Source organism: Hydrocarboniphaga sp. (assembly GCF_028291725.1).
Taxonomy (GTDB): Bacteria; Pseudomonadota; Gammaproteobacteria; order Nevskiales; family Nevskiaceae; genus Hydrocarboniphaga.
Window position 1 is genome coordinate 45,979 of the sequence record NZ_JAQGNT010000010.1, and the last position, 26,435, is coordinate 72,413.

Here is a 26,435-nt window from a genome sequence, read left to right on the forward strand (position 1 = left end):
CCGCCCTACGAATGTCAGAACCCTGGCATCGGCTTCAACCCATAGCTGCTGCCCAGCGACGCCAGCGCCTTGACCCGATCCTTCGCGGCGGGCGTCTGCAATGCGGCGGTGAAGTCGTCGATGAATTTCTGCCGGTTCGATGAATCACTGGCACGCGACAGCGCGATGCCCATGTCCTTGGCGATGGTCAGCAATTCATCGTACGAGCCGCTGACCGCAGCCGCCATGGTCTGGTCGGCTGGCTGCAGCTCGGTCTGCGGGACGCCGACTTCCCAGCCGTGGCGGATGATGTGCTCACCCTGCACGCAGGCGTCGTCGTTCAGCAGCGCCTTGAACGCGACCGTGTTCGATAGCGGACCGCTCAGCGCCGACTGATCCAGGCAACGGTGATGCGAGATCCGGTCCTGGTAGGCGTGCAGGTAGATGCCGATCCGTGCATAGCGCGCCTTGTCGCCGACGTAGCTGTCGAAGCTCGAGCTACTGATCGTCGCGCTGCCGTCGGTCGGCGTGCTGATGGTCTGCTCGCCGGTCGGCACCGTGAACGTGAACGGTGCGGTCTCCTGCTCGGTGGTTTCGACCACCGCCATCTTGCCCTTGATCAGCTTGCCGCCGGCGGGCTGGTAGCAGGTGCTGCCGGTAGCATAGTCGCCGGCGGTACTGCGCGAGGTGATGCCGTGCGTGCACAGCAGATCGCTGCCGTAGATCGGATCGGCCCAGTGCTTCACATGGGCCAGCAGCAGTTCGGGAGTGCTGTCGGTGCTGTCGGGATCGAGACCATCGACACTGGCGACCGGCTCGTTGACCTTGCCGCTGTAGGGCGAATCGAAATGGAAGAACACGCCGCCGGTTTCGATATTGCTGCGATTCAGGCCGTCGATCGACCGGGTGATCTTGTCGCAGCCGCTCGCATCCGGCGTGGTCACACAAGTCGCGGGATCGACGATCAGGGCGCCATTCTTGCCGCGCGGAATGTACTGGTCGACATCCATCGCCTCGCTGTAGGCGGCGATCGTGTAGGCCTGACTCCCCGAGAACCCAAGGTACTGCGCGAGATAAAAACTGTAATCCATGTGCAGCACACTGCGTTGCCCGCCGACGCTGGCGGTGTTCAACGCGGCATCAGTAGCGGAGGCGGAAAACTCCGCGATGCAGTCGCTGGAATCGTCGCCCGGCGGACAGTCCGCGGGCAGCGGGATACAGTTGAAATAGGCGTTGTCGCTGGAGAAGCAGACGTCGGATGCAAAAGCGCTGGCGGTGGCGCTGAACATGATCGAACACAGGCCCGAGATCAGGTACAGCGCAACCAGCAGCAGCTTACGGCGGTAGTTTGGCGCGTCCATGCGGTGAATCTCCGTTACTCGCCCGGACAATGCTTCGATACTGATGAACGCTGACGGAACGCAGCACAGCCGGGCAGGTATTACGATGCTCACTGGCGCGTTTCCTGCACCGACCACCCGCCACCACAAGGAGATCCAATGAGCTTTCGCACCGGCCTGATCTGGGCCAGCCTCGTCTGCCTCGCCTGCCCGGCCGCCAATGCCAGCGATTGCCGCGACCTCGCCCAAGCGCAGGCGCTGAACTCGACCTTCGAAGCCGACGATGCCGCCAAGCAGGCCGCCTTGAACAAACACACCGCCGATCGCCTCTACAAAATCGACGCCGAAGCCAAGGCGCTGATCAGCGCCGGCGTCTGGACCGAGACAGACCGCAAGGCCTATTTCGGCAAGGCGCGTGCGACCGCGGCTTACAGCAAGCTCGAACAGAGCAAGAAAGAGCCGCTGTTTTCAGTGCAGATCGGTCGCAGCACCGCGCCCGGCATCAAGGCGGCCAATCCGACCGGCGCCTGTAGCTATGCGCAGGACACGCTCAACGCCTACGACAAGCTGCAGGCCATCACCGATACGCAGTACGACATGCTCGAGAGCGGCATTGCGGCGGTCGCGCGCGACAAAGGCGTGTCGCTGCCGCCCTGAGGGTCCACGCGGACCGGCGAACCGGCGCTTGTCTAGATCGGCAGCTGGCTTTCGAATTGCTGCTCGAAACTGGCAACAGAACGGCAACATGAAGGAAGGGGCGATGACACAGGGACCGACGCAGCGCGCTGCACAAAATTCGATATACCGGGCACCGCACGCGCCCGTCCTGCTGAAGGGGCTGAACGCTGCGGGCCGCGCCTGGGGCCGCGACGGCGCGGCCTGGGTGCGCCTGGATACCGACGACCTGATACGGCGCGCGCAGGCATCCACCGGCCTGTCCGACTGGGGCGACGAGCCGCTGCGCGAGCCGCTGGAGGTGCTGTGCCACTCGTTCGAAAACGATGCGCGCCTGAATCTCGGCGGACGCATCGTCGTGCGCAATTACCTGAAGCGGCTGCTCGAGAACCGGCTGCGCATGCAGCGCGATTTCACTCAGCATCCGGAAATACTGGACGTCGAAATCCACCGGCCGGTGTTCATCGTCGGCCTGCCGCGCACCGGCTCGACCCTGCTGCAAAGACTGCTGGCGCGCGATCCCGCGGTGCGCTCGCTGGCGACCTGGGAGATGATCTTCCCGTCACCGCCCCCGGACGATGCGAGCATCGCCACCGATCCGCGCATCGCGCGCGCCGCGTTCCGCATCAAGATGATGAACTGGGGCGCGCCGGACTTCGTCACCGCGCACGAGCTGGTGGTCGACGAGCCCGAGGAATGCGTCGGCCTGCTGATGACCACCTTGATCAGCAACGCCTACGAGCTGATGAACGATCTGTCCGGCTATCGCAGCTGGTTCGGGCAGCAGGATCAGCGCGGCTCTTACCGATATTTCAAGCGGCAGTTGCAGTTGCTGGGCTGGCGCCGGCCGCGCGATCACTGGGTGCTGAAGTGCCCGGTGCACCTGTTCGGCATCAAGGCGCTGCTGGACGTTTTTCCGGACGCGACCCTGGTGCAGACACATCGCGATCCGGTCAGCGTGATGCCCTCGGTCTGCAGCCTGTTCAGCGTGGTGCAGACCCTGCTCAGCGACTACGCCGACCCGCGCCTGTTGGGCAGTGACTGGGTGGAGCGCTGGGCCCAGGGCTGCGACGACGCGAGCACATTGCGCGCAGCCGGTGCCGAGCCGCGCTTCGTCGATGTCGCCTACAAGCAGATGATCAGCGATCCCTTCGTCGCGGTACGCGATATCTATGCGGCGCGCGGCGAGACGTTCACGCCGGAAGCCGAGGCCGCGATGCGCCGCTGGCTGGCCGGCAATCCCCAGCACAAGCACGGCAAGCACCAGTACCGGCTCGAGGATTACGGCTTGACTGCGGATCAGGTCAACACGCGTTTTGCGAGCTACCGTGAAAGGTTTGCTGCGTATTTGTAGGGGGAATCGCGGTCAAGGACCGCTCCTACAGTTGCGAATCGAGCTTGCGCAAAAAGCCTGTAGGAGCGGTCCTTGACCGCGATGAAGGCTTATCGCCCCAGCACTTTCAGAAACGCATCCGCATAGCGCTCCAGTTTGCGCTCACCGAAACCGGGTACCGCGCGCAGCTCGTCGCGGTCACGCGGATGCATGCGCGCGAGTTCGCGCAGCGTGCGATCGTGCGCGATCACGTAGGCCGGCACGCCTTCGGACTTGGCCAGCTCGAGCCGCACTTCGCGCAGCGACTCGAACAGCAGCTGCTCGATCGAATCCAGCGGCTGCTCGTCGGGTGCGATGCGGGCAGGTTTTGCGCCACGGGTTTTCGACGCCGGCTGTGCCGCGTCGCCGGGCGGCAACCAGCGCGCGACGCGCTGGCCGCGCATCACCGCGACCCCGTCGTCGGTGAGCCGCACGACCGGATGCAGATCGCCGGTGAAGCCGACCCAGCCGGCGGTCACGCAACGCGACAGCGCGCGCTGAATCCAGGCCTCGCTGCGATCGCGCAGCAAGCCGAAAGTCGCGACCCGGGTCAGGCCATCGCGCTCGAGCCGGTCTTCGGCTTCGCCGCGCAGCAGGCGCACCGCCTGCTTCAATCCATAACGGTTCTGCACACGCGCGACGCCGGACAGCAGCTTGCGCGCCAGCAGCGAGGCTTCCTCGCTCGACACGTCGTCGACGTTGCCCAGCGCCTGGCAGACGTCGCAGCGGCCGCAGCCGTGCAGGGTTTCGGCCTCGTCGCCGAAGTAGCGCAGGATCGCGTCGTGACGGCAGGCGGCGCCGTCGGCCCAGCGGATCAGCTCGAGAAAAAGATTCCACTTGTGCTCGACCACGTCGGGGTCGGGCGTGCCATCGAACGAGGACGGCGACTCCAGCAGCCGCCGGCGCATCGGCAGATCGGATTGCTGCCAGCACATCAGGCCGACCGCGTCGGTGCCGTCGCGGCCGGCGCGGCCGACCTCCTGGTAATACGCCTCGATGGACCCCGGCGGCCCCAGGTGCACCACGCAGCGCACGTCGCCACGATCGATACCCATACCGAAGGCATTGGTCGCGCAGACGATCTCGGCGTCGCCACGCGTGAACGCGGCCTGGGCAGTCGAGCGCGTATCGGGTGACAGGCCGGCGTGATAGACCGTCGCCTTCCAGCCGGCCGCGGCCAGCCGCGCGCCCTCCTCTTCGGCGAGCCGCCGCGTCGGCGTGTAGACGATCGCCGCGCCGCGGCCGCCGCCGGGCGCGAATAGCGTCTCCGCCAGCACCGCATCGACCCGCGCCGCGCGTTCACGGCCGCCGCCGATCTCGGCCGCGCGCAGCGCCAGGTTAGGCCGGGCGAATCCGCGAACCAGCTGCGCGGTATCCGCCGGCAGGCCCAGCCGCACCAGGATTTCGTCGCGGACGATCGGCGTCGCGGTGGCGGTACAGGCCAGGATTCGCGGCGGCTGCATCTCGCGCAGCAGTTCGCCGAGCTGGCCGTACTCGGGCCGGAAGTCATGCCCCCATTCGCTGATGCAATGCGCCTCGTCGACCGCCACCAGCGGGCAGCCGAGCCGGCGCAGACGCTCGCGGAAACCCGGCAGCGTCAGGCGCTCGGGTGCGATGTAGATCAGCTTGTATTCGCCGCGGTCGAGCGCGTCGAGCCGCTCGCGCGCCTCGGCGGCGCCGAGCGTGGAGGCGAAGAAGGTCGCCGGCACGCCGCGCGCCTGCAGCGCGCCGACCTGATCCTGCATCAGCGCGATCAGCGGCGAAATCACCAGCGTGGTGCCCGGCAGCAGCAGTGCCGGCAGCTGATAGCACAGGCTCTTGCCGCCGCCGGTGGGCGCCACCAGCAGCGCGCGGCCGGTGTCGAGCAGCGTGTCGATGGCCTCACGCTGGCCGGGACGAAAGGAAGCGTAGCCGAGGCGCGTCAGCGCCGCATCGAGATCGGAGGAAAGCATGCGCACAGGATACGGCCAGTAGCACGCAGCTGGCATGACCTACTTCAAAAACCATCCGCGGAAGCGGCGCCGGATCGGCGCCGCTCAATCACTTACTTATTGGCTTATTGGCTCATTGGCCGCTGGCGGCCTTGCGGGCTTTGAACTTCGCCGCCATGTCGCTCTTGCAGGTCGCCGGGTCTGCCGCGCACTTGGCCTTGGCAGCCTCGGCGTCCGATTTCATTTCCGCCTTCTTCTGCTCGCACGCCTCGGGATTGGCAGCGCACTGCTCTTTCGCCGCTTCGACCTTGGTCTTGGCCGCCGCCGCCTTCTGCGCACAGTTCGTGTCGGCCGCGCATTTGGCCTTCGCCGTCTCGGCCCTCGCCTTTATCGCGCTGCAGCGCGCCGGATGAGCCGCGCACTGGGCCGCGACATCGTCGGCGGTCGGCGGCGCGTCCTGCGCCTGCGAGGTACCACACACAGCAAACGACAGCAGCAGCAGCAGCGGCATTGCAAAACGCGATTCGATACGCATGAAAGACTCCCCAGGTGAGGTCGACCCACGATAGATCCGAGAGCTCCGGGCCTGCCCGACTGCCGACAAGCGGCGAGCCCGCGCTCAAGCCAATTTTGCACCCGAAGACATTACGATTTCGTCAACGGTACTAGTAGCCTGTCGGGCTTGGGAGATCGTAGCGAGGGTAAGGGCCTGCTGTGTCCAAGCTGCGGGCGACCGAGGAAAATATCGAGTCATATTTGACGAGGGCGCCCGCAGTTTGGGCGCAGCGGGCCGAAGCCGCAGTAGATCTTGCCAAGCCCGACAGGCTGCTAGCGCCGTTAGCCCGGAGCTTTCTGTTCCGCGCGCGCTGCCTTGAGCTTGGCCTTCATCTCGGCCTTCTTCTGCTCGCAGGTCGACGGGTCGGACGCGCACTCGGCCTTGACCGCCTGCTTCTGCTGTTTGGCCTGCGCCTTCGCCTGCTCGCAGGCGCTCGGGTCGGCGGCGCATTTGTTGTTCAACCCATGCGCCTTGGTCTTGGCCACCGAGGCCTTGGCGGAGCAGTCGGCGTCCGCCGCGCACTTGCTCTTGGCGGTCGCGGCCTTGGCCTTGATCGCATCACAGCGATCGGGATGGGCCGCACAGCGGGTCTGGATCTGTTCGGGCGTGGGTGCTGCCTTCTGGTCCTGCGCCTGGGCCGGCAATGCAGCAACGGCAAAGGACAGACTCAGCAGGGACATCGCAAGGCAGGATCGAAAGCTCATGAGTAATTCCCAGGTTGACATTGTTAAGCGCTGGCTGTGACTCGCGGCCGGCGCCGCCGTGAAGGCCGGCTGGCGCTAAGATGCCGGCCATGACCGACGCCCTCGCCTACCGCTGGCGCGCCCGCGCGCTACAGCCGATCTCGTATCCGCAGACCCTGCAGCTGAGCGGCCTGCTGGGTATCGACCGCCAGAAGGATCTGTTGGTTCGCAACACGCTGCAGTTCGTCAACGGCCTGCCGGCGAACCACGTGCTGCTGACCGGGTCGCGCGGCACCGGCAAATCCTCGGTGGTCAAGGCGCTGCTGACCGAGTTCGCGACGCGCGGCCTGCGCCTGGTGGAAGTGCCGCCGCATGATCTGGTGGAGATGCCGGACATCGTCGCGCCGCTGCGCAAACGCCCCGAGCGCTTCATTTTGTACGTCGACGATTTCTCGGTCGCGGCCAACGATCGCTCGCTGGCGGCGCTGAAGACCGCGCTCGACGGCGACATCGAGGAGGCGCCGGAGAACGTGCTGATCTATGCAACATCCAACCGCCGCCACCTGATGCCGGAGTTCACTCGCGAGAACGAGGAATATCGCTGGGAAGGCGAAGAACTGCATCCGGGCGAAAGCACCGAAGAAAAGATTTCACTGTCGGAGCGCTTCGGCCTGTGGCTGTCTTTCCCGCCGTTCAACCAGGCCCAGTACCTGGATGTGGTGCGCGAACATCTTTCGCAGTTCGGCATCACCGGGCTCGACACCGAAGGCGAGAAAGCCGCGCTGCGCTGGGCGCTGATGCGCGCGTCGCGCTCGGGCCGGGTCGCCAAGCAGTTCGCGCGTGATTGGGCTGGGCGGCTGGGGCTGGCGAAGCAGTAGGTTGGGGTGAGCGCAGCGAACCCCAACACCAGTTCGGACGAATGTTGGGGTTCGCTGCGCTCACCCCAACCTACAATCTGCGCGCTAGGATCAGCCGAGCTTCTTCACCAACTCCTGCACCTTGGCGATGTACTGCTTCTGCGCGGCCTCGGCCTTGGTGCCCTTGAGCTTGGCCCAGGCGTCGAACTTGGCGCGGTCGACGACGTTGAGCATGCCCGGACGCGAACCTTTGACGTCACCGTCGCTGCCCTGCTTGAACAGCGAGTACAGCGCGAGCAGATCGTCGTTGCTCGGCTTCTTGGTCAGCTTGCGGACGTCTTTCTGCGCCTGCTCGAACTGCGTCTTGAGGTCGGACATCGTGTGGCTCCTCTTCTAGTGGGAATTCTGTCGCCGCAGCGTGATGAAGCTGTAAGCGTGTAGATGGCGCTCGTCGGCGGCGTGATCCTCGCGCTGGGTCTGGATGAACTGGCCGGCATCGTAATCGGGAAAGCGGGTATCGCCGTCGATTTGCGCGTGCACCCGGGTCAGATACAGCGTATCCGCGAGCGGCAGCGCCTGCGCGTAAATCTGAGCACCGCCGATCACCATCAGTTCCGCTATTTTTTCGCGCTCGGCCGCGGTGCAGGCATGATCCAGGCTCTGGAATACCCGGGCGCCCGGCACATCCAATAGCGGATCGCGGCTGATCACCCAGTTGTCGCGCTGCGGCAGCGGCCGGCCCAGCGACTGCCAGGTCTTGCGGCCCATCAGGATCGTCTTGCCGAGGGTCAGCCGCTTGAAGTGCTGCAAATCCGCCGGCAATTTCCACGGCAGGCCGCCTTCACGGCCGATCACGCCGTTCTCGGACGCCGCGACCACCAGCGACAGGTGGATCATGGCTAGACCGCGACCGGCGCCTTGATGTGCGGATGCGGCTCGTAGCCGCTGAGCACGAAATCCTCGAAGCGGAACGAGAACAAGTCGGTCACTTCCGGATTCAAGGTCATCGTCGGCAAGGGCTTCAGGTCGCGCGAAAGCTGCAGCCGCGCCTGCTCGAGATGGTTGCTGTACAGATGACAGTCGCCGCCAGTCCACACGAACTCGCCGGGCGCAAGGCCGCAGACCTGCGCGATCATCAGCGTCAGCAGCGCATAGCTGGCGATATTGAACGGCACGCCCAGGAAGATATCCGCGCTGCGCTGGTACAGCTGGCACGACAGCTTGCCGTCGGCGACATAGAACTGGAACAGCGCGTGGCAGGGCATCAGCGCCATCTGGTCAAGTTCGCCGACGTTCCAGGCACTGACGATCAGGCGCCGCGAATCCGGGTTGCCGCGGATCTGGTCCAGCAGCAGCTGGATCTGGTCGATATGGCGGCCGTCGGCAGTCGGCCAGCTGCGCCACTGCTTGCCGTAGACCGGGCCGAGCTCGCCGGTCTCGTCCGCCCACTCGTCCCAGATCGACACCTGATTTTCGCGCAGCCAGGCGACATTGGTCTCGCCGCGCAGGAACCACAGCAACTCGATGATGATCGAGCGCAGATGCAGTTTCTTGGTGCTCAGAACCGGGAAGCCCGCGGCCAGATCAAAGCGCATCTGATGGCCGAAAACCGACAGCGTGCCGGTGCCGGTACGGTCGGATTTGGAGGCGCCCTTATCGAGCACGTGCTGCATCAGATGGAGGTATTGGCGCATCGCGCCATGTTATCCCAGACCTCGGGGGCCGGCATTCAAACCCGCCGACCGCGCCGTGCGTTCAAGCTGTACGTACACCAGAGCGCGAAGATCGGCGCCGTCCGCGGATGCAGCGCCCGCCGCTACTCCGGCGACAAGCCCGAATTGCCGGACTGACAGCTGCGGCCCCAGTCACAAGGCGATTCCCATACAGCAACATCAGCTGGATTTCCTACCAGCTTTGACCTAGTCCAGCCAGGCCCGATCACCGCATACTTGCGCCAGGGGATGGTAAAGAAAAGTAAAAACTAGGAATCGGGGAGTCTCATGGCAGAACAGAAAACGGTTCTGGTTACCGGTGGCGGGGGCGACATCGGTCGAGTTACAGCAGGAATGTTTGCAGCGGCGGGCTATCGGGTCGCGGTCAGCGACGTTCGCGAAGCGGCGGCCGCCGATACCGTCGAGGCGATCCGCCGCGACGGCGGCAGGGCCGATGTGTACGAGGCCAACATCGCCGATCCCGAGGGCGTCAAAAGCCTGTTCGAGAGGATCGAGACCGACTACGGCTACCTGGACGCCGCGTTCAACAATGCCGGCCGCGGCGGCGGCGGTGTGCCGCTACTCGAGGCCGACGACGATATCTGGCACGACTGCCTGCTGATCAATCTGACCGGCACGTACTACTGCATGAAGCACGAGCTGCGAATGATGCTCAAGCGTGGCGGTGGCGCGATCGTCAACAACTCCTCGCTGTGGGGCCTGCATGGCGGCCCGACCGCGGCCTACACCGCGAGCAAGCATGGCGTCATCGGCCTGACCAAGCATGCGGCGGTCACCTACGCCTGCCAGGGCATGCGTATCAATGCGATCTGCCCGGGCATCATCACCGCCGGCCTGGGCTTGAAAGTACTGTGCCGGCCGGCCGACGTGGTCGAAACCATGCTGGCCAAGGTACCGGCGAAGCGCGCCGGCACGGCCGACGAAGTCGCCGCCGCCGCGGTCTGGCTATGCTCGGACGCAGCGTCCTACATGAACGGCCACATGATGGCGATCGACGGCGGCTGCGGCAGCGTCTGAGGGTTGCGAAACCGGCGGGTCGCGACCCGCCCTACGTGCGCGTCCCTCGTAGGGCGGGTCGTGACCCGCCGGCATTTCGACCGGCTCTACGCGGCCTAGACCTCGCGGCTGACCGAGAAGCTCTCGCCGCAGCCGCATTCGCCGGTCACGTTCGGGTTGATGAACTTGAAGGACTCGTTCAGGCCCTGTTTCTGCCAATCCAGCGTCAGGCCTTCGAGCATCGGCAAATGGTCGGTCTTGATGACGAGCTTTGCGCCATGCGCTTCGAACACCTGGTCGTCAGTGGCGACGTCGTCGGCATAGTCCATCGTGTAGGCATAGCCGGAACAGCCGGACTTCTTGACGCCGACGCGCAGGCCCAGTCCCTTGCCGCGGCGGGACAGCTGGCTGTCGATGCGGCGGGCGGCGGATTCGGTCAGCTGGATACTCATTTCGTTTCTCGGATCATGTCTTGATGTTGGCCAGCAGATCGCGCAAAGCGTCTTCGCCCATCAGGGCACAATGGGCCCGGTCTTCGGGTATTTCAAGCTCGGCGCGCAGGTGCGCGGCGCTCAGCGCGGCCAGTTCGGCCGGCTCGCGGCCCTGGCTCCACTGTGCGATCCAGGCGCCGACCGCGATGCTGCTCGGGCAACCATAGGCGCGGAAGCGCGCATCGATCACGCGGCCCTGTTCGAAGCGCATTTCCAGGCTCAGCACCGAGCGCGCGGCCGGCGTGCCGGCCTTGCCGGCGACCACGCCCGGCGTGCCCGGCTCGAAGCGGCCGGCGCGCGGCGCCTGCTGAAACAGCTGCCAGATGCGTGGCGGGTAGCCGTAGGCATTGGCGTCGTTGCTGCTGGTGCTCTGCATGTCCATGCCTTTAGTCCCAGAGTGCCGAAATTTCGCGCAGACGCGCGACCTGCCTGCAGACGCGCTCGGCGGCGGTGTCGATCTCGACCTCGGTACTGCGGCGGCCGACCGAGAATCGCAGCGAGGCATTGGCCAGTTCGTCGTCGCGGCCCAGCGCGCGCAGCACGTACGAGGGCTCCTGGGTCGCCGAGGAACAGGCCGACCCGCTGGACACCGCCAGATCCGGCAGGCTGGCCCGCAGGGACTCGCCCTCGACGCCTTCAAAACTGACGTTCAGCACATGCGGCGCGGCGTGATCCGGGTCGCCATTGCGATGCAGGTTCGGCAGGCTTTGCAGCCGGCTCCACAGGCGCTCGCGCAGGGCACTCAGGCGAACGGCCTCAGTCGGGCCTTCACGCGCCAGGATCTCGAAAGCCGCGCCCATGCCGACGATCTGGTGCGGCGCCAGCGTGCCCGAGCGCATGCCCTGCTCGTGGCCGCCGCCGTGCATCTGCGGCGCCAGCCGCGCACGCGGACGGCGCCGCACGAACAGCGCGCCGATGCCTTTGGGCCCATAGGCCTTGTGCGCGGACAGGCTCAGCAGATCGACCGGCACCTGCGACAGATCGATGTTGACCCGGCCGGCTGCCTGGGCCGCATCGACATGCAGCAGCACGCCGCGCTCGCGCAGCAGCGGCGCCAGGCGCTCGATCTCGTGAACCGTGCCGATCTCGTTGTTGACCCACATCAGCGAGACCAGCGCGGTATCCGGCGTCAGCGCCTCCATCACCTGCTCGGGCGCGACCAGGCCCTGGGCGCCGGGCTTGAGGTAGGTGACGCGCACGCCGCGCGTTTCCAGATAGCGGCAGGTATCGAGCACGCATTTGTGCTCGATGCGCGAGGTGATCACATGCGCCTGCACCGCGCCGCGAAACTCCAGCGCGCCCTTGATCGCGAGATTGTTGGACTCGGTCGCGCCCGAGGTCCAGATGATTTCGGTGGGCTCGGCGCGGATCAGCGCGGCGACCTGCGCCCGCGCTTTTTCCACCGCCGCGCGCGCGCGGAAACCGGGCCCGTGACTGGACGCCGGATTGGCATGCAGGCCATCTTCGATCAGCAGTGGCAGCATCGCCTCGAGCACGCGCGGGTCCAGCGGCGTGGTCGCCGCGTAATCGAGATAGATCGGCGTGTGGTAGACGGGTGTGTTCGAAAGCTTATTCATTGATTCCAGTCAGCATCATCCGGGCCGCAGGCCATCAAGCGGCAATCAGCGTGCGCGCGATCTCGGCCAGCACTGCGAGCAGGCGATCGACATCGTCGGCCGTATTGTCCTTGCCCAGGCTGACGCGAATCGCACCCTTGGCGGTGACCGCGTCATAGCCCATCGCGATCAGCACATGGCTGGGCTCGCCGGAGCCGGAGGCGCAGGCCGAGCCCGACGATACCGCGATGCCGCGACGATCCAGCTGCATCAGCAGCGCTTCGCCGTCATAGCCGGCCAGCGCGAACTGACAGGTGTTCGGCAGACGCTCGGCACCAGCGCCGAAAATCAGCAGGCCGGGAATCGAGCTCAGGCCGGCTTCCAGGCGCTCGCGCAGCGGCAGCAGATGCGCGCTGCGCTGCTCGAGCTCCTGCATCACCAGTTCGGCCGCGCGGCCAAAGCCGGCGATCGCGGCGACGTTCTCGGTACCGCCGCGCAGGCCGCGCTCCTGCGCGCCGCCATGCAGCAGCGGCCGCAGTTCGACATCGGCGCGCACGAGCAGGGCGCCGATGCCTTTCGGCCCGTAAATCTTGTGGCTAGACAGGCTCATCAGATCGGCGCCGAGTTCGGCCATATCGACCGGCAATTTGCCGGCGGCCTGCACCGCGTCGACATGCAGCCAGGCGCCGGCCGCATGAATCGCCGGCGCAAAGCGCGCGACGTCCTGGATCACGCCGGTTTCGTTGTTGGCGCGCATCAGCGAAACCAGCTTGAGCTTGCCGCGCGCGAGCTGTGCCTGCAGCGCGGATTCGACGACATGGCCGAGCTTGTCGACCGCGATCGCCTGCACGGTCCAGCCGCGCGACACCAGCGATTCCGCCGCCTCCATCACCGCCGGATGTTCGCTTGCGCCGTACAACAGCCGTGCGGGCGCGAGATTGCCGGCGACGCCCTTGATCGCGAGATTGTTGGACTCGGTACCGCCGGAGGTCCAGATCACTTCACCCGGCTGGGCGCCGACCAGCTGCGCGATCTGCGCGCGCGCCGCTTCGACCGCGTCGCGCGCGAGCCGGCCGTAGCGATGCAGGCTCGACGCGTTCGCGGCCGGCCCGGACAGGTAAGGCAGCATCGCCTCGAGCACGCGCGGATCGAGATGCGTGCTGGCGTTGTTGTCGAGGTAGATCGGCATCAGTGGCAGGCCCAACGCCGGTCGATTCGCATTGGGCGCGCATTTCGTAGGTCGGCAATCCCTTGCCGACGTGAGGCAGTGACTACGCATTGGGCGCACACGTCGGCAAGGGATTGCCGACCTACGAGGCAGAGCGTGCATATCACGCTGCGTCGGCCTTCTTCGGTTCCGGCATCACCGTGCCTTCGGCACAGAAATCCGGCAGCTCGAGTTTGGCCATCTGCAGCTCCGGCATCCGCGAATCCACCTGGTGCAGAAACCGGCAGACCTCCAGCAAGCGCTCGTCGAGCTGCTGGATATGGTCGAGCATCGCGCTGATGGCGTTGGCGACCGGGTCGGGCATGTCGCGGGTGATGCCGTAGGCGTCGAAACCGAGCTTGCTGGCGATGTTCTGGGCGCTCGGCGACAACGGCGGCGGCTCCCGAACCTGTTCCTGAATGATGCGCGCCGGGATGCCGATCGCTGTGGCACCCGCCGGCACTTCACGCACGACCACCGCATTGGAGCCGATGCGCGCGCCGTCGCCGACTTTGAAACTGCCCAGCACTTTGGCACCCGAGCCGACGACGACGTTGTTGCCGAGCGTCGGGTGACGCTTGCCTTCGTTCAGGCTCACGCCGCCGAGGGTAACGCCCTGGTACAGCGTGCAGTCGTCGCCGATCTCCGCGGTTTCGCCGATCACCACGCCCATGCCGTGATCGATGAACAGGCGCCGGCCGAGCCTGGCGCCGGGATGGATCTCGATCCCGGTCAGCCAGCGCGCCAGGTGCGAGTTGAACCGCCCCAGCCAGTACCAGCCATGAGCCCAGAAGAAATGCGAAACACGATGTCCCCAGACCGCCTGCAGACCCGGATAGCAGGTCAGCACTTCCCAGACCGAACGGGCGGCGGGATCGCGTTCGAAAACGCTGCGGATGTCTTCGCGGATACGGGTCAACATAAGACCGCCATTGTAAACCCGCATTAAGCCACTCACCCCAACCTACTCTTCGGCTTTTGGAGGCGTCCGGTCGGGCCCGCGTCCGCGCCGGGTGCGCCGCTTGGGTTTCTCCACCGACGTCAGAATCCCGCGCAGGATATTGAGTTCGTTCAGATCCGGCCGCGCGCGGTTGAACAGCGTGCGCAGCCGCCGCGTCACCAGGCGCGGGTTGCTCGGGTCGATAAAGCCGGTACCGAGCAGCACCCGCTCCAGGTGCTCGAAGAACTGCTCCATGTGCTCCATGGTCGGCGCGCGGAAGCGGCCTTTCATGAACTCCTGGTCGGCCTTCGCCGCCACCGGCCGCGGCGCGATCGCCGCCTTGCGCAGCTCCCAACCGTAAATCTGCACGGCAGCGGCCAGGTTGAGTGAGGAATATTCCGGATTGGCCGGCACCATCGTCAGCCGGTGACAGCGATCCAGCTGCTCGTTGGTCAGGCCGGTGCGCTCGCAACCGAACACCAGCGCGACGGTGCCGGCCGCCGCGGCCTGCAGCAGCGCCGGCGCGGCGGCGTCGGGCAACATCGGCTCGTCGCCCAGATACCGCGGACGCGCCGAAGTGCCGACCACCCAGGCGCAGTCCTCGACCGCCGCCTCGAGGCTGTCGTAGACCTTGGCCGTGCGCAGAATCGACACCGCGCCGCTGGCCATCGCGTCGGCCTGCTCGTCGGGGAAATGATGCGGCCTCACCAGCCGCAGATGCGTCAAACCCATGACCAGCATGGCGCGCGCGGCCGAGCCGATGTTGCCGGGATGCTGGGTACCGACCAGCACGATGACGATGTTTTCCAAGGGAGGGGCGGACATGTTTGGTATTCTAATGCCCGTCCCCGCTACCCCTGGCCAGATCAGTGCATCCACTGGTAAACATCGCCGTTTCCGCGGCCCGCAGCGCCGGAAACTTCATCATGCGCAATCTCGAGCGTGCCGACACGCTGCAGATCGAGCACAAAGGCCGCAACGATTTCGTCACCAATGTCGACCGCGGCGCGGAAGCCGAGATCATCAAGCTGGTGCATAAAGCCTATCCAATGCATGCCATCCTGGGTGAAGAGGGCGGCAAGATTGGCGAGAATGAAGTGGTCTGGATCATCGACCCGCTCGACGGCACCACCAACTTCCTGCACCGGCTGCCGCATTTCGCGGTGTCGATCGGCATCCAGATCAAGGGCGTGCTGACGCATGGCGTGATCTACGCGCCGTGCACGCAGGACCTGTACGTGGCCAGCCGTGGTGCCGGCGCGACGCTCAACAATCGCCGCATCCGCGTCAGCAACTGCCGTGACATCGACCAGAGCCTGGTCGGCACCGGCGTGCCGATCAAGCCCGACAAGCTGCCGGCCTACCTGCCCACGCTGCAGGCGGTGGCCGAGAACACCGCCGGCATCCGCCGCGCCGGCGCGGCGTCGCTGGACCGGGCCTATGTCGCGGCCGGCCGGCTCGACGCGTACTGGGAAATGGGCCTGAAACCCTGGGACATGGCCGCCGGCCTGGTGCTGGTGCAGGAAGCGGGCGGCATCGTCAGCGAGCTGTATGGCGAAGGCGACCCGCTCAACAGCGGCAACGTGCTGGTGGCCACGCCCAAGCTGCATGGCCAGTTCGCCGACCTGCTGAAGTCGGTACGTCCTGCCTTCGACGCCGCCCAGGCCTCGTAACGCGAACCGGTCTGCAGCCGGGTAGGTTGGGGTGAGCGCAGCGAACCCCAACATTGCGGCGGTGATCGTTGGGGTTCGCTGCGCTCACCCCAACCTACCCCCAACCTACACGCTGCGGAACGATAGCTGCATAGAAGCTTAGAGCAACCAGTACCCTTTGAACTGACAGCGCTGCGTCCGCCGACATGGAAATCGCGAATCATCTGATCCTCGTCGGCGGCCTGCTTTTCATCGTCAGCATTCTCGCGTCGGTCCTGTCACCGCGCCTCGGTGTGCCGCTGCTGCTGGTGTTCCTGATCGTCGGCATGCTGGCCGGCGAAGACGGCCCCGGCGGCATCCAGTTCCACGACTACGGCCTGGCCAACCTCGCCGGCACCACCGCGCTGGCCGTGGTGCTGTTCGACGGCGGCATGCGCACGCGCATGGCCACGTTCCGCGTCGGCCTGCGGCCCGCGGTGTCGCTGGCCTCGGTCGGGGTTCTCGTCACCACCGGCGTGGTCGGCACGTTCGCCGCCTGGGTCCTGCACCTGCCGCTGATCGAGGGCATGCTGATCGGCGCGATCGTCGGCTCCACCGACGCCGCCGCGGTGTTCTCGCTGCTGCACAGCAATGCGGTGCACCTGAACGAACGCATCACCTCGGCGCTGGAAATCGAATCCGGCACCAACGATCCGATGGCGGTGTTCCTGACCCTGGGCCTGCTGCAGTACCTGCAGGCACCGCAGGCCTACCACTGGTACGAGGCGCTGATCTTCCTGGTCCAGCAGATGGGCCTGGGCGTGCTGATCGGCGTCTACGGCGGCCGCGCGCTGGCATGGGCGCTGAACCGGCTGAACCTGTCCGATTCGCTGTATCCGCTGATGGCCCTGTTCAGCGGCCTGTTCATTTTCGGCGTCACCTCAAGCCTGCACGGCAGCGGCTTTCTCGCCGCGTATCTGGCCGGCGTGGTACTCGGCAATCGCAAAGTGCGCGCTTTCGGTGGCATCCGCCGCTTTCACGACGGCGTCGCCTGGGCCTCGCAGATCGGCATGTTCGTGATCCTCGGCCTGCTGGTGACGCCGAGCAAGCTGCTGCCGGTCGCGATCCCGGCGCTGCTGATCAGCCTGGTGCTGATCCTGGTCGCGCGCCCGCTGGCGGTGGCGCTGGCGCTGAGCCCGTTCCGCTTTCCGCTGCGCGAGCAGACCTATATCGCCTGGGTCGGCCTGCGCGGCTCGGTACCAATCGTGCTGGCCACCTTCCCCTACCTGGCCGGCATCGACAACGCCGCACTGCTGTTCAACGTCGCGTTCTTCATCGTGCTGGTGTCGCTGGTCGTGCAGGGCTGGAGCGTCGGCCCGATGGCCAGGCTGCTGGGCCTGCAGATGCCGGCGACCACCGCGCTGGTGCATCGCAGCGACTTCGATCTGCCCGGCACCCGCGGCTACGAGATCGTCAGCTATCTGATCGGCGAAAACAGCCCGCTGATCGGCCTCAAATCGAAGAACCTGCCGGTCGAGGACACCTCGCGCATCGTCTGTATTTCGCGGCGCGGCAAGGTCATCAGCTATCGCGAATGGGGCACCTTGCGCGCCGGCGACTACATTGCGCTGCTGGCGTCGCAGGACGAGCTGCCAAAGCTCGACGAGACCTTCCGCGCCGATGGCGTCGCGCCCAAACGTGAGGCGGCGGAGGCGCGGTTCTTCGGCGAATTCCAGATCGATCTGCGCGCGCCGGCGATGGCGCTGGCGGATGCCTATGGGCTGGATCTGCCGGAGTCGGCGAAGACTCGGAATGTGGCCGAGTTCTTCAAGAGTGTGATTCCGAAGCCGGTCGTCGGTGACCGGTTGCGGCTCGGCGAGATGGAGTTGGTGGTGAAGAAGATGAATGGCGAGAAGATCACCGAGATCGGCTTGCGGTTGCCGCACTGATTGGCCTTTTACGATTTTGCCGCCTCTCCGGCAAAGCGAAGTAACCGCCCCTGTAGGAGCGGGTCATACCCGCGACTGTGCCGGTGGGGTTCCAGTCGCGGGTACGACCCGCTCCTACAGGCTTTTGAATTGCCGGGCTCCCTGACCCGCTATGGCAACTCGTCGATTGCCTCATCCTTCGGCGGCAGCAAATCCTCGCGCGAAATGCCCAGCAGAATCGCCAGGCCCGTCGAGATATAAATCGACGAATACGTCGCAACCACCACACCGACCATCAAGGCGATAGCAAAGCTATGCACGCTCTTGCCGCCCATAAAAAACAGCGCGCTCAGCACCAGCAGCGTCGTCAAATGGGTAATGACCGAGCGCAGCAGCGTCTGGTTGATCGACAGATTGACGACCTCGAAAATATTCGCGCGGCGCTGCGCCAGCAGGTTCTCACGAACCCGGTCGTAGATCACCACCGTCTCGTTGTTCGAGTAACCAATCAGCGCCAGGATCGCCGCCAGCGTCGTCAGATCGAACTCGACCCAGCCGATCGACAGGAAGCCCAGGGTCATCAGCGCGTCATGCACCAGCGCGGCAACCGCGCCGACCGAGAACTTCCACTCGAAGCGGAACATGATGTACAGCGCGATGCCGATGAACGCGAAGATCAGCGCCATCGCGCCTTTCTCGGTCAGCTCGTCGCCAACCTGCGCGCCGACGAAGTCGATCTTGCGCAGCTGGATGTTCTCCTGCGAGGCATTCAGCGCTTCCAGGATCTTGGTGCTGACCTGGGCGGTGCTGTCCTTCGACGGCGGCAGGCGGATCAGCACGTCCTGGCTGGTGCCGAAATACTGCACGGTCTCGCGGTCGTAGCCGGCGGCCTTGAGGTGCTCGCGCACCTCGTCGAGCTGCACGGTCTGCGGGTAGGTCACCTCCACCAGCACGCCGCCGGTGAAATCGATGCCGAAGTTGAGGCCGCGGAAAGCGAGCAGCAGCAGCACCGCGATGGTCAGCGCGGATGACACCCACAGGCCCGTCTTGCGCTGGGCCATGAAGTCGATCTTGGGGACGTGGTCGAAAAATTTCATAGTGGTTCTCCCTTAGCTCACTACCAGATCGGCAGGTCGGTCATTCGGGCTTTGCGTCCGAACACCAGATGCGCCAGAGCGCGTGAACCGACGATCGCGGTGAACTGCGAGGCGACGATGCCGATTGCCAGCACGATCGCGAAGCCGCGCACCGGGCCGGCGCCGACCGCGATCAGCACGATCGCGGCGATCAGCGTGGTCACGTTGGCGTCGGCGATGGTCAGGAAGGCGCGCTCGTAACCGGCCTCGATCGCCTTCGCCGGGCTCATGCCGCCGCGCAGTTCTTCACGGATGCGCTCGTAGATCAGCACGTTGGCATCGACCGCGATGCCCATCGTCAGCACCAGGCCGGCGATGCCGGGCATCGACAGCGTGAACTGCAGCAGCGACATGCCGGTGACCAGCAGCAGCAGGTTCAAGGCCAGCGCGACGATCGCGAACATGCCGAACACGCGGTAGTAGACGATCATGAACACCGCGACCAGACTCAGGCCCAGCGCCGCGGCCTGGAAGCCCTGGCGGATGTTGTCGGCACCGAGGCTGGGGCCGACGGTGCGTTCTTCGACGATGTCGACCGGCGCGGCCAGCGCGCCGGCCTTGAGCTGCAGCGCCAGATCCTGCGATTCCTTGCTGCCGAGCCCGGTGGTCTGGAAGTTCTTGCCGAACACACCACGGATGCTGGCGACCGAGATGATCTGGTCGACGTCGCGATGCTCGCGCATCGGCTCGCCCTTGGCGTTGTAGGTGGTGACGACCTGGCGTTCGCGGAACAGCACCGCCATCGGCTTGCCGACGTTCTTCGATGTGAAATCGAACATGCGCTTGGCGCCCTGCCCGTCCAGCGTCACGCTGACCTCGGGCGTGCCGCTCTGCGAATCGATGCCGGGCTGCGCATTCACCAGCTGCGCGCCGCTGGCGATGATCTCTTTCTTCAGCAGATACGGACGATGGCCGTCGCGGTGATAAAACAGCTCGGTGCCGGGCGGAATGATGCCGGTGGCGGCCGCGCCGGCGGCATCGCCGTCTTCAACAACCGCGCGATATTCCAGCGTCGCGGTCGCGCCCAGAAGCTCCTTGACGCGCGTCGGGTCCTGCACGCCCGGCAGCTGCACCAGGATGCGATTGGCACCCTGCTTCTGCACGATCGGTTCAGCAACACCAAGTTGATTGACGCGATTGCGCAAGGTGATCAGGTTCTGCTGAACCGCAAAATCCTGGATGCGCTTGGCCTCGGCATCGGTGATGCGCGCCTCCAGCGTCAGCGGCTGGCCGACCGGCGACGACAGCGCCAGTTCGCGGTAATTGCTGGCGATGTACTTTTTCGCAGCGTCCAATTTGGCCTGATCAGCAAAATCCAGCGCCACCGCGTCGCCATTCTGGCGGCGGCCGGTGTAGCGGATATCTTCCTTGCGCAGCGTTGCCGGCAACTCGGTGACGTAATTCTCGATGGCTTTCTTGCGTACCGTATCGACGTCGACTTCCAGCAAAAAGTGCACGCCGCCGCGCAGATCCAGGCCCAGCGCCATCGGCTTGGCGCCGATCGCGGCCAGCCAGGCCGGCGTGTTCGAGGCCGCGCTCAGCGCGACCACGTAGTCGTTGCCGAGCGCCTTCTTGATCTCGTCGCTGGCGTGCAGCTGGATGTCGCCGTTGTCGAAGCGCACCGTCCAGTTGGCACCCTCGGCCCTGCTCGACACGGCGGTGAGCTGAGCCTGCTTCAGCGCCTCGGCGATGCGCGTACCGACTGCGGCGGGAACCGCGTCGCCGGACTCCTGCGAGATCTGCACGGACGGGCTCTGGCCAAAGATGTTCGGCAGCGCGTACAGCGTGCTGAAAACCGTGATGACCAGCAGGGCGATGTATTTCCACGTTGCGTAAGGACGCATGCGCTACTCCGGATAGCCGAGCGCCGGCGCGGGCTGCACAGGCCGCGCCGGCGTGGTGCTGCGAACCTACTAAAGGGTTTTGAGAGTGCCCTTGGGCAGCACGCTGCCGACGGCGGACTTCTGCACCTTGACGTTGACGCCCTCGGCGACTTCGACGGTCAGGAAGGATTCGCCGATGTTGACCACCTTGCCGGCGAGACCGCCGGCGAGCACCAGCTCGTCGCCCTTGGCAATCTTGTCGATCATCTGCCGGGTCTCCTTGCTGCGCTTCATCTGCGGACGGATCAGCAGGAAGTAGAACAGCACGAACAGCACGACGAGCGGGGCGAACTGGATCAGCGCATTGGGCTGGGACGGGGCGGCTGCCTGCGCGTAGGCAGGGCTAAAGAAGAAATCGAGCATGAGGGGAAGATGATCCAAGGATGGATGGCCGAAAGGGGGCCAAAAACGAGCGGCGGATTATGCCACTCCTCCCGGCGGACGGTATGGCGGAAGCCGTCCGGGGAGCCGCGGTCCAATTCCCCGCCACCCTCCCCTAACCTGCTCTATGGGGCCGCGGCAGGCGGGTGCAAGCCTCGAAGGGGCGGTGAGGCCCACTCGTAGGCTGGGTTGCAGCGGAGCGGAAACCCAGCCGTGACTACACCGGACGAGTCTAAAGCCGGGTTTCCGCTCCGCTGCAACCCAGCCTACACCGCTGCTTCCCAATAGCAGGGCTGGATCTATTCATGACTGCTTTCCCGGCGCTTCCTGCGCTTTGAGAACAGCGCCGAATGTCTGCAGAATGCCGTCCAGATCATGCAGGAACCGGCGGCGGAATAGCGCCTGCTTCACGCCTGCTTGAATCTCGCTCGCAAGTAGGCGATGGCTTGGTCGGCCGTCGGAAACTCCTTGTCCCCCCGCATGGCCCGATCAGGCCGGCGCAGTTCCCTTGCGGTGGCATGGCGTGGCTCCACATCTTCGCTTGCGAGCGCGCGGTGGATCGCCACAGCGGCGGCCTTTTCGGTTGTGGGCTGGCCAGTGGCAGAGCGCAAGGCACGCGCCTCGGCGTCAGACAGTGTCAATGTGATCTGCATGGATGCGGCGCTCCGCTGGGTCTGCGCTGAATTCTAACCTCCAACGCTGCTATCGCGGGGGACAGCTCAGATATCGCACTGCGCAACACGAAACTACACCGGCAGCAGTGTCGACTTTTGCAACCAGTCTTTCGCGGGATTCGCAGCCTCTGCCGCCAGACGCTCGGCCATTTCGGCAGCGGGCACCTCTCCAAGCTCGCGGAGCATTGCGGCAGAGGCCAGCCATTTTTCCCTGGCTCCGACGATATCGCCACGGCTGAGCCGAATCTGCGCCTGCCGGTACAGCAACTCGGCGCGAGTGACGTGCAGTGCCGGCAGGCGCGCATCGACATGTTCGAGCGCGAGGGCTAACTGTTCAGACGCAGTATCCACCTGCCCGCGCAACAGCAGATGCTGCACCCGCGTGGATGCCAGCCGTATCGAATAAGGGTGATCCAGCCCGACATTGCGCACCGCGGACTCATAGGCCGGGTCCAGCACATGGCCGACGCGCTCGACCTGCCCCAGCTTGCTCAGCGCCTGCGCAAGGCGGTTCGCTGCCAGCCAGGTCGAGTGGGAGCCCTCACCCTGATACTGCTTGCGCAGGCGATAGCTCTCTTCCAGGAAAGGCAGCGCCTCGGCCACGCGCCCCTGGCGCAGGCGCAGAACACCGCGAAAGTAAGTCGCAAACAGCCCGATGTTGTGGCTGTCTCCCAAGGACGAGCGGATGCGCTGTTCCACGTCCAGGAGCACCGCCTCCGCCTCCTCGAAGCGGCGCTGCGAAATCCGCAGGTTGCCCAGGCTGGTCCGCGCCCATAGATAGCGGGCGTTGTTCGCGTCATAGATGCCGACGTAGTCGGCCAGAACCTCGCCAAGACGGGCATCGGCTTCTTCCAAACGGCCCAGTTCCCTCAGCGGATCGACCATCCACCACTGCGCGGTCATGCGGGTTTCGCGGTCGTCGGGGCGCCAGCGCGCGAGGTCTTCGAGAATCGCCATGAAGCCGACCCGCGACTGCTCGTAGTAGCCGAGTTCAAAATCCAGCCAGGCGCGGCTCAAGCGCACGTCGAAGGCGAGACTGCCTTGCTCCTCGTGGCTGGCGCGCAGGTCGGCCAGAAGCCCGTCGAGCAAGGACGCGGACTCCGCGTAACGGTCGTACTCGGTATCGATATCGGCGAGCAGAAAGCGCAGCCGCCGAAGCTGGGGCGAGTCGGCCGCCTTGTGCGCTTCGAGTTCAGCGAGCAACAGCTGCCGGCCCTGCTCACCCAGGCCCAGGCTCTGGTAGGCGCGGGCGATGGTGTAAGCCAGCCGCTGCGAAACCTCGGGTTGATCCGCGAACCGCGCCCTCAGGCTTCTGCTGGCCTTGTCGAGCACGTTGGCCACGGTGACATTGCGATTGCCGCCGGCTTCCAGCGGATCGGCGGCTCTGAGCAGATCGCGATCCAGAAATTCGACCACGGCCTCGGACATCGCCAGCGCGCGCTGCGCCGCGCGCCGCTGCTGCGTTGCCTCCCAGAACAGCAGCAGGCTGACGATCAATCCAAGCCCGAGCGACGCGGCAATACCGTAGGCCCAGTGCCGCCGCAGCCGGCTGCGCTCCAGCGCGGCCTCCGCCGCCGCCAAACGCGCCGCCGTGTCGCGCTCGGCCCGCCGCTGTTCGCGGCGCTCCGGCAGGGTACGCAGCCGATTCGCCAATTCGGCGGCGCTGCCCAGACGATGCACCGGAGCGCGTCCGCTGCCTGGACCAGCAGTTCCAGCCGGTCCGCGAGCGCGACGCTCCGCGCGCCGCCTTGCGCCTCCAACCAGACCGCCAGATTGCCGCCCGCGATATGCGGCATCTCCAGATAGGCCGGCTTGGCCTCGAAGTTCCAGTCAGCAATGAACACGAACTCCGGCCGGCCCGGATAGGTTTCCCGCAGCAGCCGGTTGATCGTGACCTCGCGCCGCAGCGCCTCCAGTGCCGCGTCGTCCATCGCGAACTTGAATACCCGCAGTTCGCCGGTCTTGTCGTGGCGGGCGAACCAGACTTCGCTGGTTTCGGCCAGTACCTGCTTCAAACGCCAGAAGCCACGGCCGGGAACACCGTCGCCGATCAGAAGTGTGGTAGCCGCCGCCACCGCTGGCCCCGTTGAAACCCGCCGGCTTTCAACGAGGGCATCAAGCCGGTAGCCGACGCCATGCACTTCCGGCAAGATCAGCTTCTCCGCCGCAACGTATTCGGCAACCGAGTCATCGACCAGCGTGGCGGTAAAAGTGAAGCGCAGCGGGGCGACCGCCTGCACCGCTTCGGCGCAGTACACGACGAATAACGGTACTGCCATCGCCGGATCGGATTACACCAGTACCTCGGGTGGCCTGACATGGGCATCGGGCGAGAACGGCACCAAGACCTTCAATGTCCCGATCCTTCAGGACACGGTTTACGAAAGCACTGAAAGCTTCCGCGTTGATCTGAGCAATATCAACGGATCGGATGGCGGGAGCTATACCAGTGCGCAGGTCAATATCAGCGACGACGATCCCGCCGACACAACGCCTAACGCCTTCAGCTTCACAGCGGTGACCAACGCCGCTCCGAGTACGGTCTACGCTTCCAACGCCATCATCGTCAGCGGCCTTGAGTCCGGCTACAACGACACCGCCATATCGGTTTCAAGCGGCACGTATAGCTTGAATGGCGCGGCCTATATCGGTGCCGCTGGCACCGTAAAGAACGGTGACACGGTGACCGTGCAGACCACGTCTTCGGCTAGCTATGAAACTACAGTCAAGGCCAAGCTCACGATCGGCACCGCCACCGGAACATTCGCTGTCACCACGCGAACTGCCGACACTACGCCGGATACCTTCAGCTTCACAGCAGTGACCGGCGCCGCGCCGAGCACGGTCTATACCTCCAACAGCATCTCCGTCAGTGGTCTTGAGTCCGGCTATACCGGCACGGCGATGTCGGTTTCAGGCGGCATGTACAGCTTGAATGGCGCAGCCTTCACTGCCGCAGCTGGCACGGTGAAAAACGGTGACGCGGTGAGGGTGCAGGGCACGTCTTCAGCGAGCTACGACACCAAGATCACAGCCAAGCTCAAAATCGGCACGGCCAGCGGAACCTTTGCCGTTACCACGTCAGCCGCCGACACCACCCCGAATGCCTACAGCTTCGCGGCGGTGACCGGTGCCACTCCGAGCACGGTTTATACCTCCAACAGCATCACCGTCGGCGGACTGTCGCCGGGCTACACCGCAACCAAGCTTTCGATTTCCGGCGGAAAATACAGTCTGAATGGCGCCGCTTATACCAACGCCGCCGGCACCGTAAAAAACGGCGACACGGTGACGGTGCAGGCCACGTCATCGGCCAGTTACAGCACCAAAGTGACGGCCAAGCTCAAGATCGGTACGGCCAGCGGTACTTTCGCTATCACCACGCGGGCTGCCGATACCACGCCGGATGCTTTCAGCTTTGCGCCGGTGACCGGTGCGACTCCCAGCACGGTCTATACCTCGAACACCGTCACCATCGGCGGACTCGAGCCCGGCTATGCCGGGACGGCGATTTCTGTTTCTTCCGGGCAATACAGTCTCAACGGAGCGGCTTACACCAGCGTTGCCGGCACCGTAAAGAACGGTGACACCGTGAAGCTGCAGACCACGTCTTCGGCGAGCTACAACACCAAGGTGACGGCCACGCTCGTCGTTGGCACTTCGTCCGCGTTATTCGACGTGACGACCGCGCAGGCACCCGGAACTCCGTTGGGTAGTGCTTTTCTTGTCAATACCTACATGTCGGTCACAGAAGCCTCTGCCGTAGCCAGCGACTCGGCAGGCAATTTCGTGGTGACCTGGATGTCCAAAGGCCAGGACAGTTCCGGTTGGGGAATCTACGCCCAGCGCTACGACGCTGACGGCAGCCCGCAGGGCAGCGAATTCCGCGTCAGCGAATTCCGCGGCAAGCCCTTCACGTCGATTGACCAATACTCCTCCCCCGCCATAGCCGGCGACGCTGCAGGCCATTTAGTGGTCACCTGGACGTCCTATGACCAGGATGAGGATGGTTCCGGATGGGGAATCTACGCTCAGCGCTACGCCGCCGACGGCAGCCCGCAGGGCAGCGAGTTCCGCGTCAGTACCTACACGTCGGGTGACCAATATGCTCCGGCCGTAGCCAGCGACTCGGCAGGCCATTTCGTGGTCGCCTGGATGTCCAACGGCCAGGATAATTCCGGCTGGGGAATCTACGCCCAGCGCTACACCGCTGACGGCAGCCCTTCGGGTAGCGAGTTTCGCGTCAATACCTACACGTCGGGTGGCCAATATGCTCCGGCCGTAGCCGGCGATTCGGCAGGCCATTTCGTGGTGACCTGGGTGTCCAGTGAACAGGGCGATTCCGGACAGGGAATCTGCGCCCAGCGCTACGCCGGACCATGAATACCGATAGCAATGACAACAGACACGGCAGCCTCGGTTCCAGGGGCCGCAGGTTCACGCAGTTCCGCTTGTCTCAACCCAGCCATCCCTTCCTTCGCAGACT

The 26,435-nt window shown here is 65.2% G+C and carries 26 protein-coding genes; 7 read left to right on the forward strand and 19 right to left on the reverse strand.

The window, feature by feature from the left end; all coding sequences use genetic code 11:
- Positions 1-14: 14 nt before the first annotated feature.
- Positions 15-1,340, reverse strand: a complete 1,326-nt coding sequence (locus JWQ90_RS03100) for a hypothetical protein (protein ID WP_299689234.1) — start codon at positions 1,338-1,340, stop codon at positions 15-17.
- 138 nt (positions 1,341-1,478) lie between these two features.
- On the opposite strand from JWQ90_RS03100, the gene JWQ90_RS03105 reads away from it, so the two are divergent.
- Together JWQ90_RS03105 and JWQ90_RS03110 are read left to right on the forward strand one after the other, a co-directional pair.
- Positions 1,479-1,976 carry a hypothetical protein gene (locus JWQ90_RS03105; protein WP_299689237.1) on the forward strand — a complete coding sequence of 166 codons (498 nt, stop codon included), beginning with the start codon at positions 1,479-1,481 and terminating at the stop codon, positions 1,974-1,976.
- Between the two features lie 103 nt (positions 1,977-2,079).
- Positions 2,080-3,348, forward strand: coding sequence for a sulfotransferase (locus JWQ90_RS03110; RefSeq protein ID WP_299689240.1), 1,269 nt, complete (start codon positions 2,080-2,082; stop codon positions 3,346-3,348).
- 89 nt (positions 3,349-3,437) lie between these two features.
- Here JWQ90_RS03110 and JWQ90_RS03115 read toward each other — a convergent pair whose 3' ends face one another.
- The 3 genes from JWQ90_RS03115 to JWQ90_RS03125 all read right to left on the reverse strand — a co-directional run bounded on the left by JWQ90_RS03115 (position 3,438) and on the right by JWQ90_RS03125 (position 6,557).
- A complete protein-coding gene (locus JWQ90_RS03115; RefSeq protein ID WP_299689243.1) occupies positions 3,438-5,318 on the reverse strand; it encodes an ATP-dependent DNA helicase RecQ in 1,881 nt (626 codons plus the stop codon).
- Between the two features lie 112 nt (positions 5,319-5,430).
- Positions 5,431-5,808: a hypothetical protein gene (locus JWQ90_RS03120; protein WP_299689246.1), complete on the reverse strand. Its 378-nt coding sequence runs from the start codon at positions 5,806-5,808 to the stop codon at positions 5,431-5,433.
- A gap of 326 nt (positions 5,809-6,134) precedes the next feature.
- Positions 6,135-6,557: a hypothetical protein gene (locus tag JWQ90_RS03125; protein WP_299689249.1), complete on the reverse strand. Its 423-nt coding sequence runs from the start codon at positions 6,555-6,557 to the stop codon at positions 6,135-6,137.
- Positions 6,558-6,646: 89 nt separating this feature from the next.
- On the opposite strand from JWQ90_RS03125, the gene JWQ90_RS03130 reads away from it, so the two are divergent.
- On the forward strand, positions 6,647-7,414 hold the full coding sequence (locus JWQ90_RS03130) for an ATP-binding protein (RefSeq protein WP_299689252.1): 768 nt from the start codon (positions 6,647-6,649) through the stop codon (positions 7,412-7,414).
- Positions 7,415-7,504: 90 nt separating this feature from the next.
- Here JWQ90_RS03130 and JWQ90_RS03135 read toward each other — a convergent pair whose 3' ends face one another.
- From JWQ90_RS03135 to JWQ90_RS03145, 3 genes are read right to left on the reverse strand one after another with little or no spacing between them, the layout of a single operon-like run.
- Positions 7,505-7,771: an acyl-CoA-binding protein gene (locus JWQ90_RS03135; protein WP_299689255.1), complete on the reverse strand. Its 267-nt coding sequence runs from the start codon at positions 7,769-7,771 to the stop codon at positions 7,505-7,507.
- A gap of 15 nt (positions 7,772-7,786) precedes the next feature.
- On the reverse strand, positions 7,787-8,290 hold the full coding sequence (locus tag JWQ90_RS03140) for a dihydrofolate reductase (protein ID WP_299689258.1): 504 nt from the start codon (positions 8,288-8,290) through the stop codon (positions 7,787-7,789).
- 2 nt (positions 8,291-8,292) lie between these two features.
- Positions 8,293-9,087: a thymidylate synthase gene (locus JWQ90_RS03145; RefSeq protein WP_299689261.1), complete on the reverse strand. Its 795-nt coding sequence runs from the start codon at positions 9,085-9,087 to the stop codon at positions 8,293-8,295.
- Positions 9,088-9,393: 306 nt separating this feature from the next.
- Between JWQ90_RS03145 and JWQ90_RS03150 the strand changes: the two genes are divergently transcribed.
- The gene (locus tag JWQ90_RS03150) at positions 9,394-10,143 is read left to right on the forward strand and encodes an SDR family oxidoreductase (RefSeq protein ID WP_299689264.1); all 750 of its coding nucleotides are present in this window, start codon (positions 9,394-9,396) and stop codon (positions 10,141-10,143) included.
- A 95-nt stretch (positions 10,144-10,238) separates the two neighbouring features.
- On the opposite strand, the gene JWQ90_RS03155 is transcribed toward JWQ90_RS03150, so the two are convergent.
- The 6 genes from JWQ90_RS03155 to JWQ90_RS03180 form a co-directional block, all read right to left on the reverse strand.
- Positions 10,239-10,574: an iron-sulfur cluster assembly accessory protein gene (locus JWQ90_RS03155; protein WP_299689267.1), complete on the reverse strand. Its 336-nt coding sequence runs from the start codon at positions 10,572-10,574 to the stop codon at positions 10,239-10,241.
- Between the two features lie 13 nt (positions 10,575-10,587).
- On the reverse strand, positions 10,588-10,995 hold the full coding sequence (locus JWQ90_RS03160; protein WP_299689270.1) for an iron-sulfur cluster assembly scaffold protein: 408 nt from the start codon (positions 10,993-10,995) through the stop codon (positions 10,588-10,590).
- 4 nt (positions 10,996-10,999) lie between these two features.
- Positions 11,000-12,190, reverse strand: coding sequence for an aminotransferase class V-fold PLP-dependent enzyme (locus JWQ90_RS03165; RefSeq protein ID WP_299689273.1), 1,191 nt, complete (start codon positions 12,188-12,190; stop codon positions 11,000-11,002).
- 34 nt (positions 12,191-12,224) lie between these two features.
- Positions 12,225-13,358 (reverse strand): cysteine desulfurase family protein, encoded by a 1,134-nt coding sequence (locus JWQ90_RS03170; protein WP_366919421.1) that lies wholly within the window; start codon positions 13,356-13,358, stop codon positions 12,225-12,227.
- A 142-nt stretch (positions 13,359-13,500) separates the two neighbouring features.
- Positions 13,501-14,298, reverse strand: coding sequence for a serine O-acetyltransferase (gene cysE, locus JWQ90_RS03175; protein WP_299689279.1), 798 nt, complete (start codon positions 14,296-14,298; stop codon positions 13,501-13,503).
- Positions 14,299-14,340: 42 nt separating this feature from the next.
- Positions 14,341-15,141 (reverse strand): RNA methyltransferase, encoded by an 801-nt coding sequence (locus tag JWQ90_RS03180; protein WP_299689282.1) that lies wholly within the window; start codon positions 15,139-15,141, stop codon positions 14,341-14,343.
- 44 nt (positions 15,142-15,185) lie between these two features.
- On the opposite strand from JWQ90_RS03180, the gene JWQ90_RS03185 reads away from it, so the two are divergent.
- Positions 15,186-15,989, forward strand: coding sequence for an inositol monophosphatase family protein (locus tag JWQ90_RS03185; protein WP_299689285.1), 804 nt, complete (start codon positions 15,186-15,188; stop codon positions 15,987-15,989).
- 185 nt (positions 15,990-16,174) lie between these two features.
- Positions 16,175-17,896 (forward strand): potassium/proton antiporter, encoded by a 1,722-nt coding sequence (locus tag JWQ90_RS03190; protein ID WP_299689288.1) that lies wholly within the window; start codon positions 16,175-16,177, stop codon positions 17,894-17,896.
- A 149-nt stretch (positions 17,897-18,045) separates the two neighbouring features.
- On the opposite strand, the gene secF is transcribed toward JWQ90_RS03190, so the two are convergent.
- From secF to JWQ90_RS03220, 6 genes are all read right to left on the reverse strand, one after another.
- The gene (gene secF / locus JWQ90_RS03195) at positions 18,046-18,972 is read right to left on the reverse strand and encodes a protein translocase subunit SecF (RefSeq protein ID WP_299689291.1); all 927 of its coding nucleotides are present in this window, start codon (positions 18,970-18,972) and stop codon (positions 18,046-18,048) included.
- 20 nt (positions 18,973-18,992) lie between these two features.
- Positions 18,993-20,855 carry a protein translocase subunit SecD gene (gene secD / locus JWQ90_RS03200; RefSeq protein WP_299689294.1) on the reverse strand — a complete coding sequence of 621 codons (1,863 nt, stop codon included), beginning with the start codon at positions 20,853-20,855 and terminating at the stop codon, positions 18,993-18,995.
- A gap of 69 nt (positions 20,856-20,924) precedes the next feature.
- Positions 20,925-21,257 carry a preprotein translocase subunit YajC gene (yajC, locus tag JWQ90_RS03205; protein WP_299689297.1) on the reverse strand — a complete coding sequence of 111 codons (333 nt, stop codon included), beginning with the start codon at positions 21,255-21,257 and terminating at the stop codon, positions 20,925-20,927.
- A gap of 425 nt (positions 21,258-21,682) precedes the next feature.
- A complete protein-coding gene (locus tag JWQ90_RS03210; RefSeq protein ID WP_299689300.1) occupies positions 21,683-21,928 on the reverse strand; it encodes a hypothetical protein in 246 nt (81 codons plus the stop codon).
- Between the two features lie 93 nt (positions 21,929-22,021).
- Positions 22,022-23,530, reverse strand: coding sequence for a tetratricopeptide repeat protein (locus tag JWQ90_RS03215; RefSeq protein WP_299689303.1), 1,509 nt, complete (start codon positions 23,528-23,530; stop codon positions 22,022-22,024).
- The gene (locus JWQ90_RS03220) at positions 23,443-24,189 is read right to left on the reverse strand and encodes a hypothetical protein (protein ID WP_299689306.1); all 747 of its coding nucleotides are present in this window, start codon (positions 24,187-24,189) and stop codon (positions 23,443-23,445) included. The genes JWQ90_RS03215 and JWQ90_RS03220 overlap by 88 nt, the downstream gene beginning before the upstream one ends.
- Here JWQ90_RS03220 and JWQ90_RS03225 point away from each other — a divergent pair.
- Positions 24,149-26,332, forward strand: coding sequence for a Calx-beta domain-containing protein (locus JWQ90_RS03225; RefSeq protein WP_299689309.1), 2,184 nt, complete (start codon positions 24,149-24,151; stop codon positions 26,330-26,332). The two genes, JWQ90_RS03220 and JWQ90_RS03225, sit on opposite strands and share 41 nt — an antisense overlap.
- Positions 26,333-26,435 lie beyond the last annotated feature (103 nt).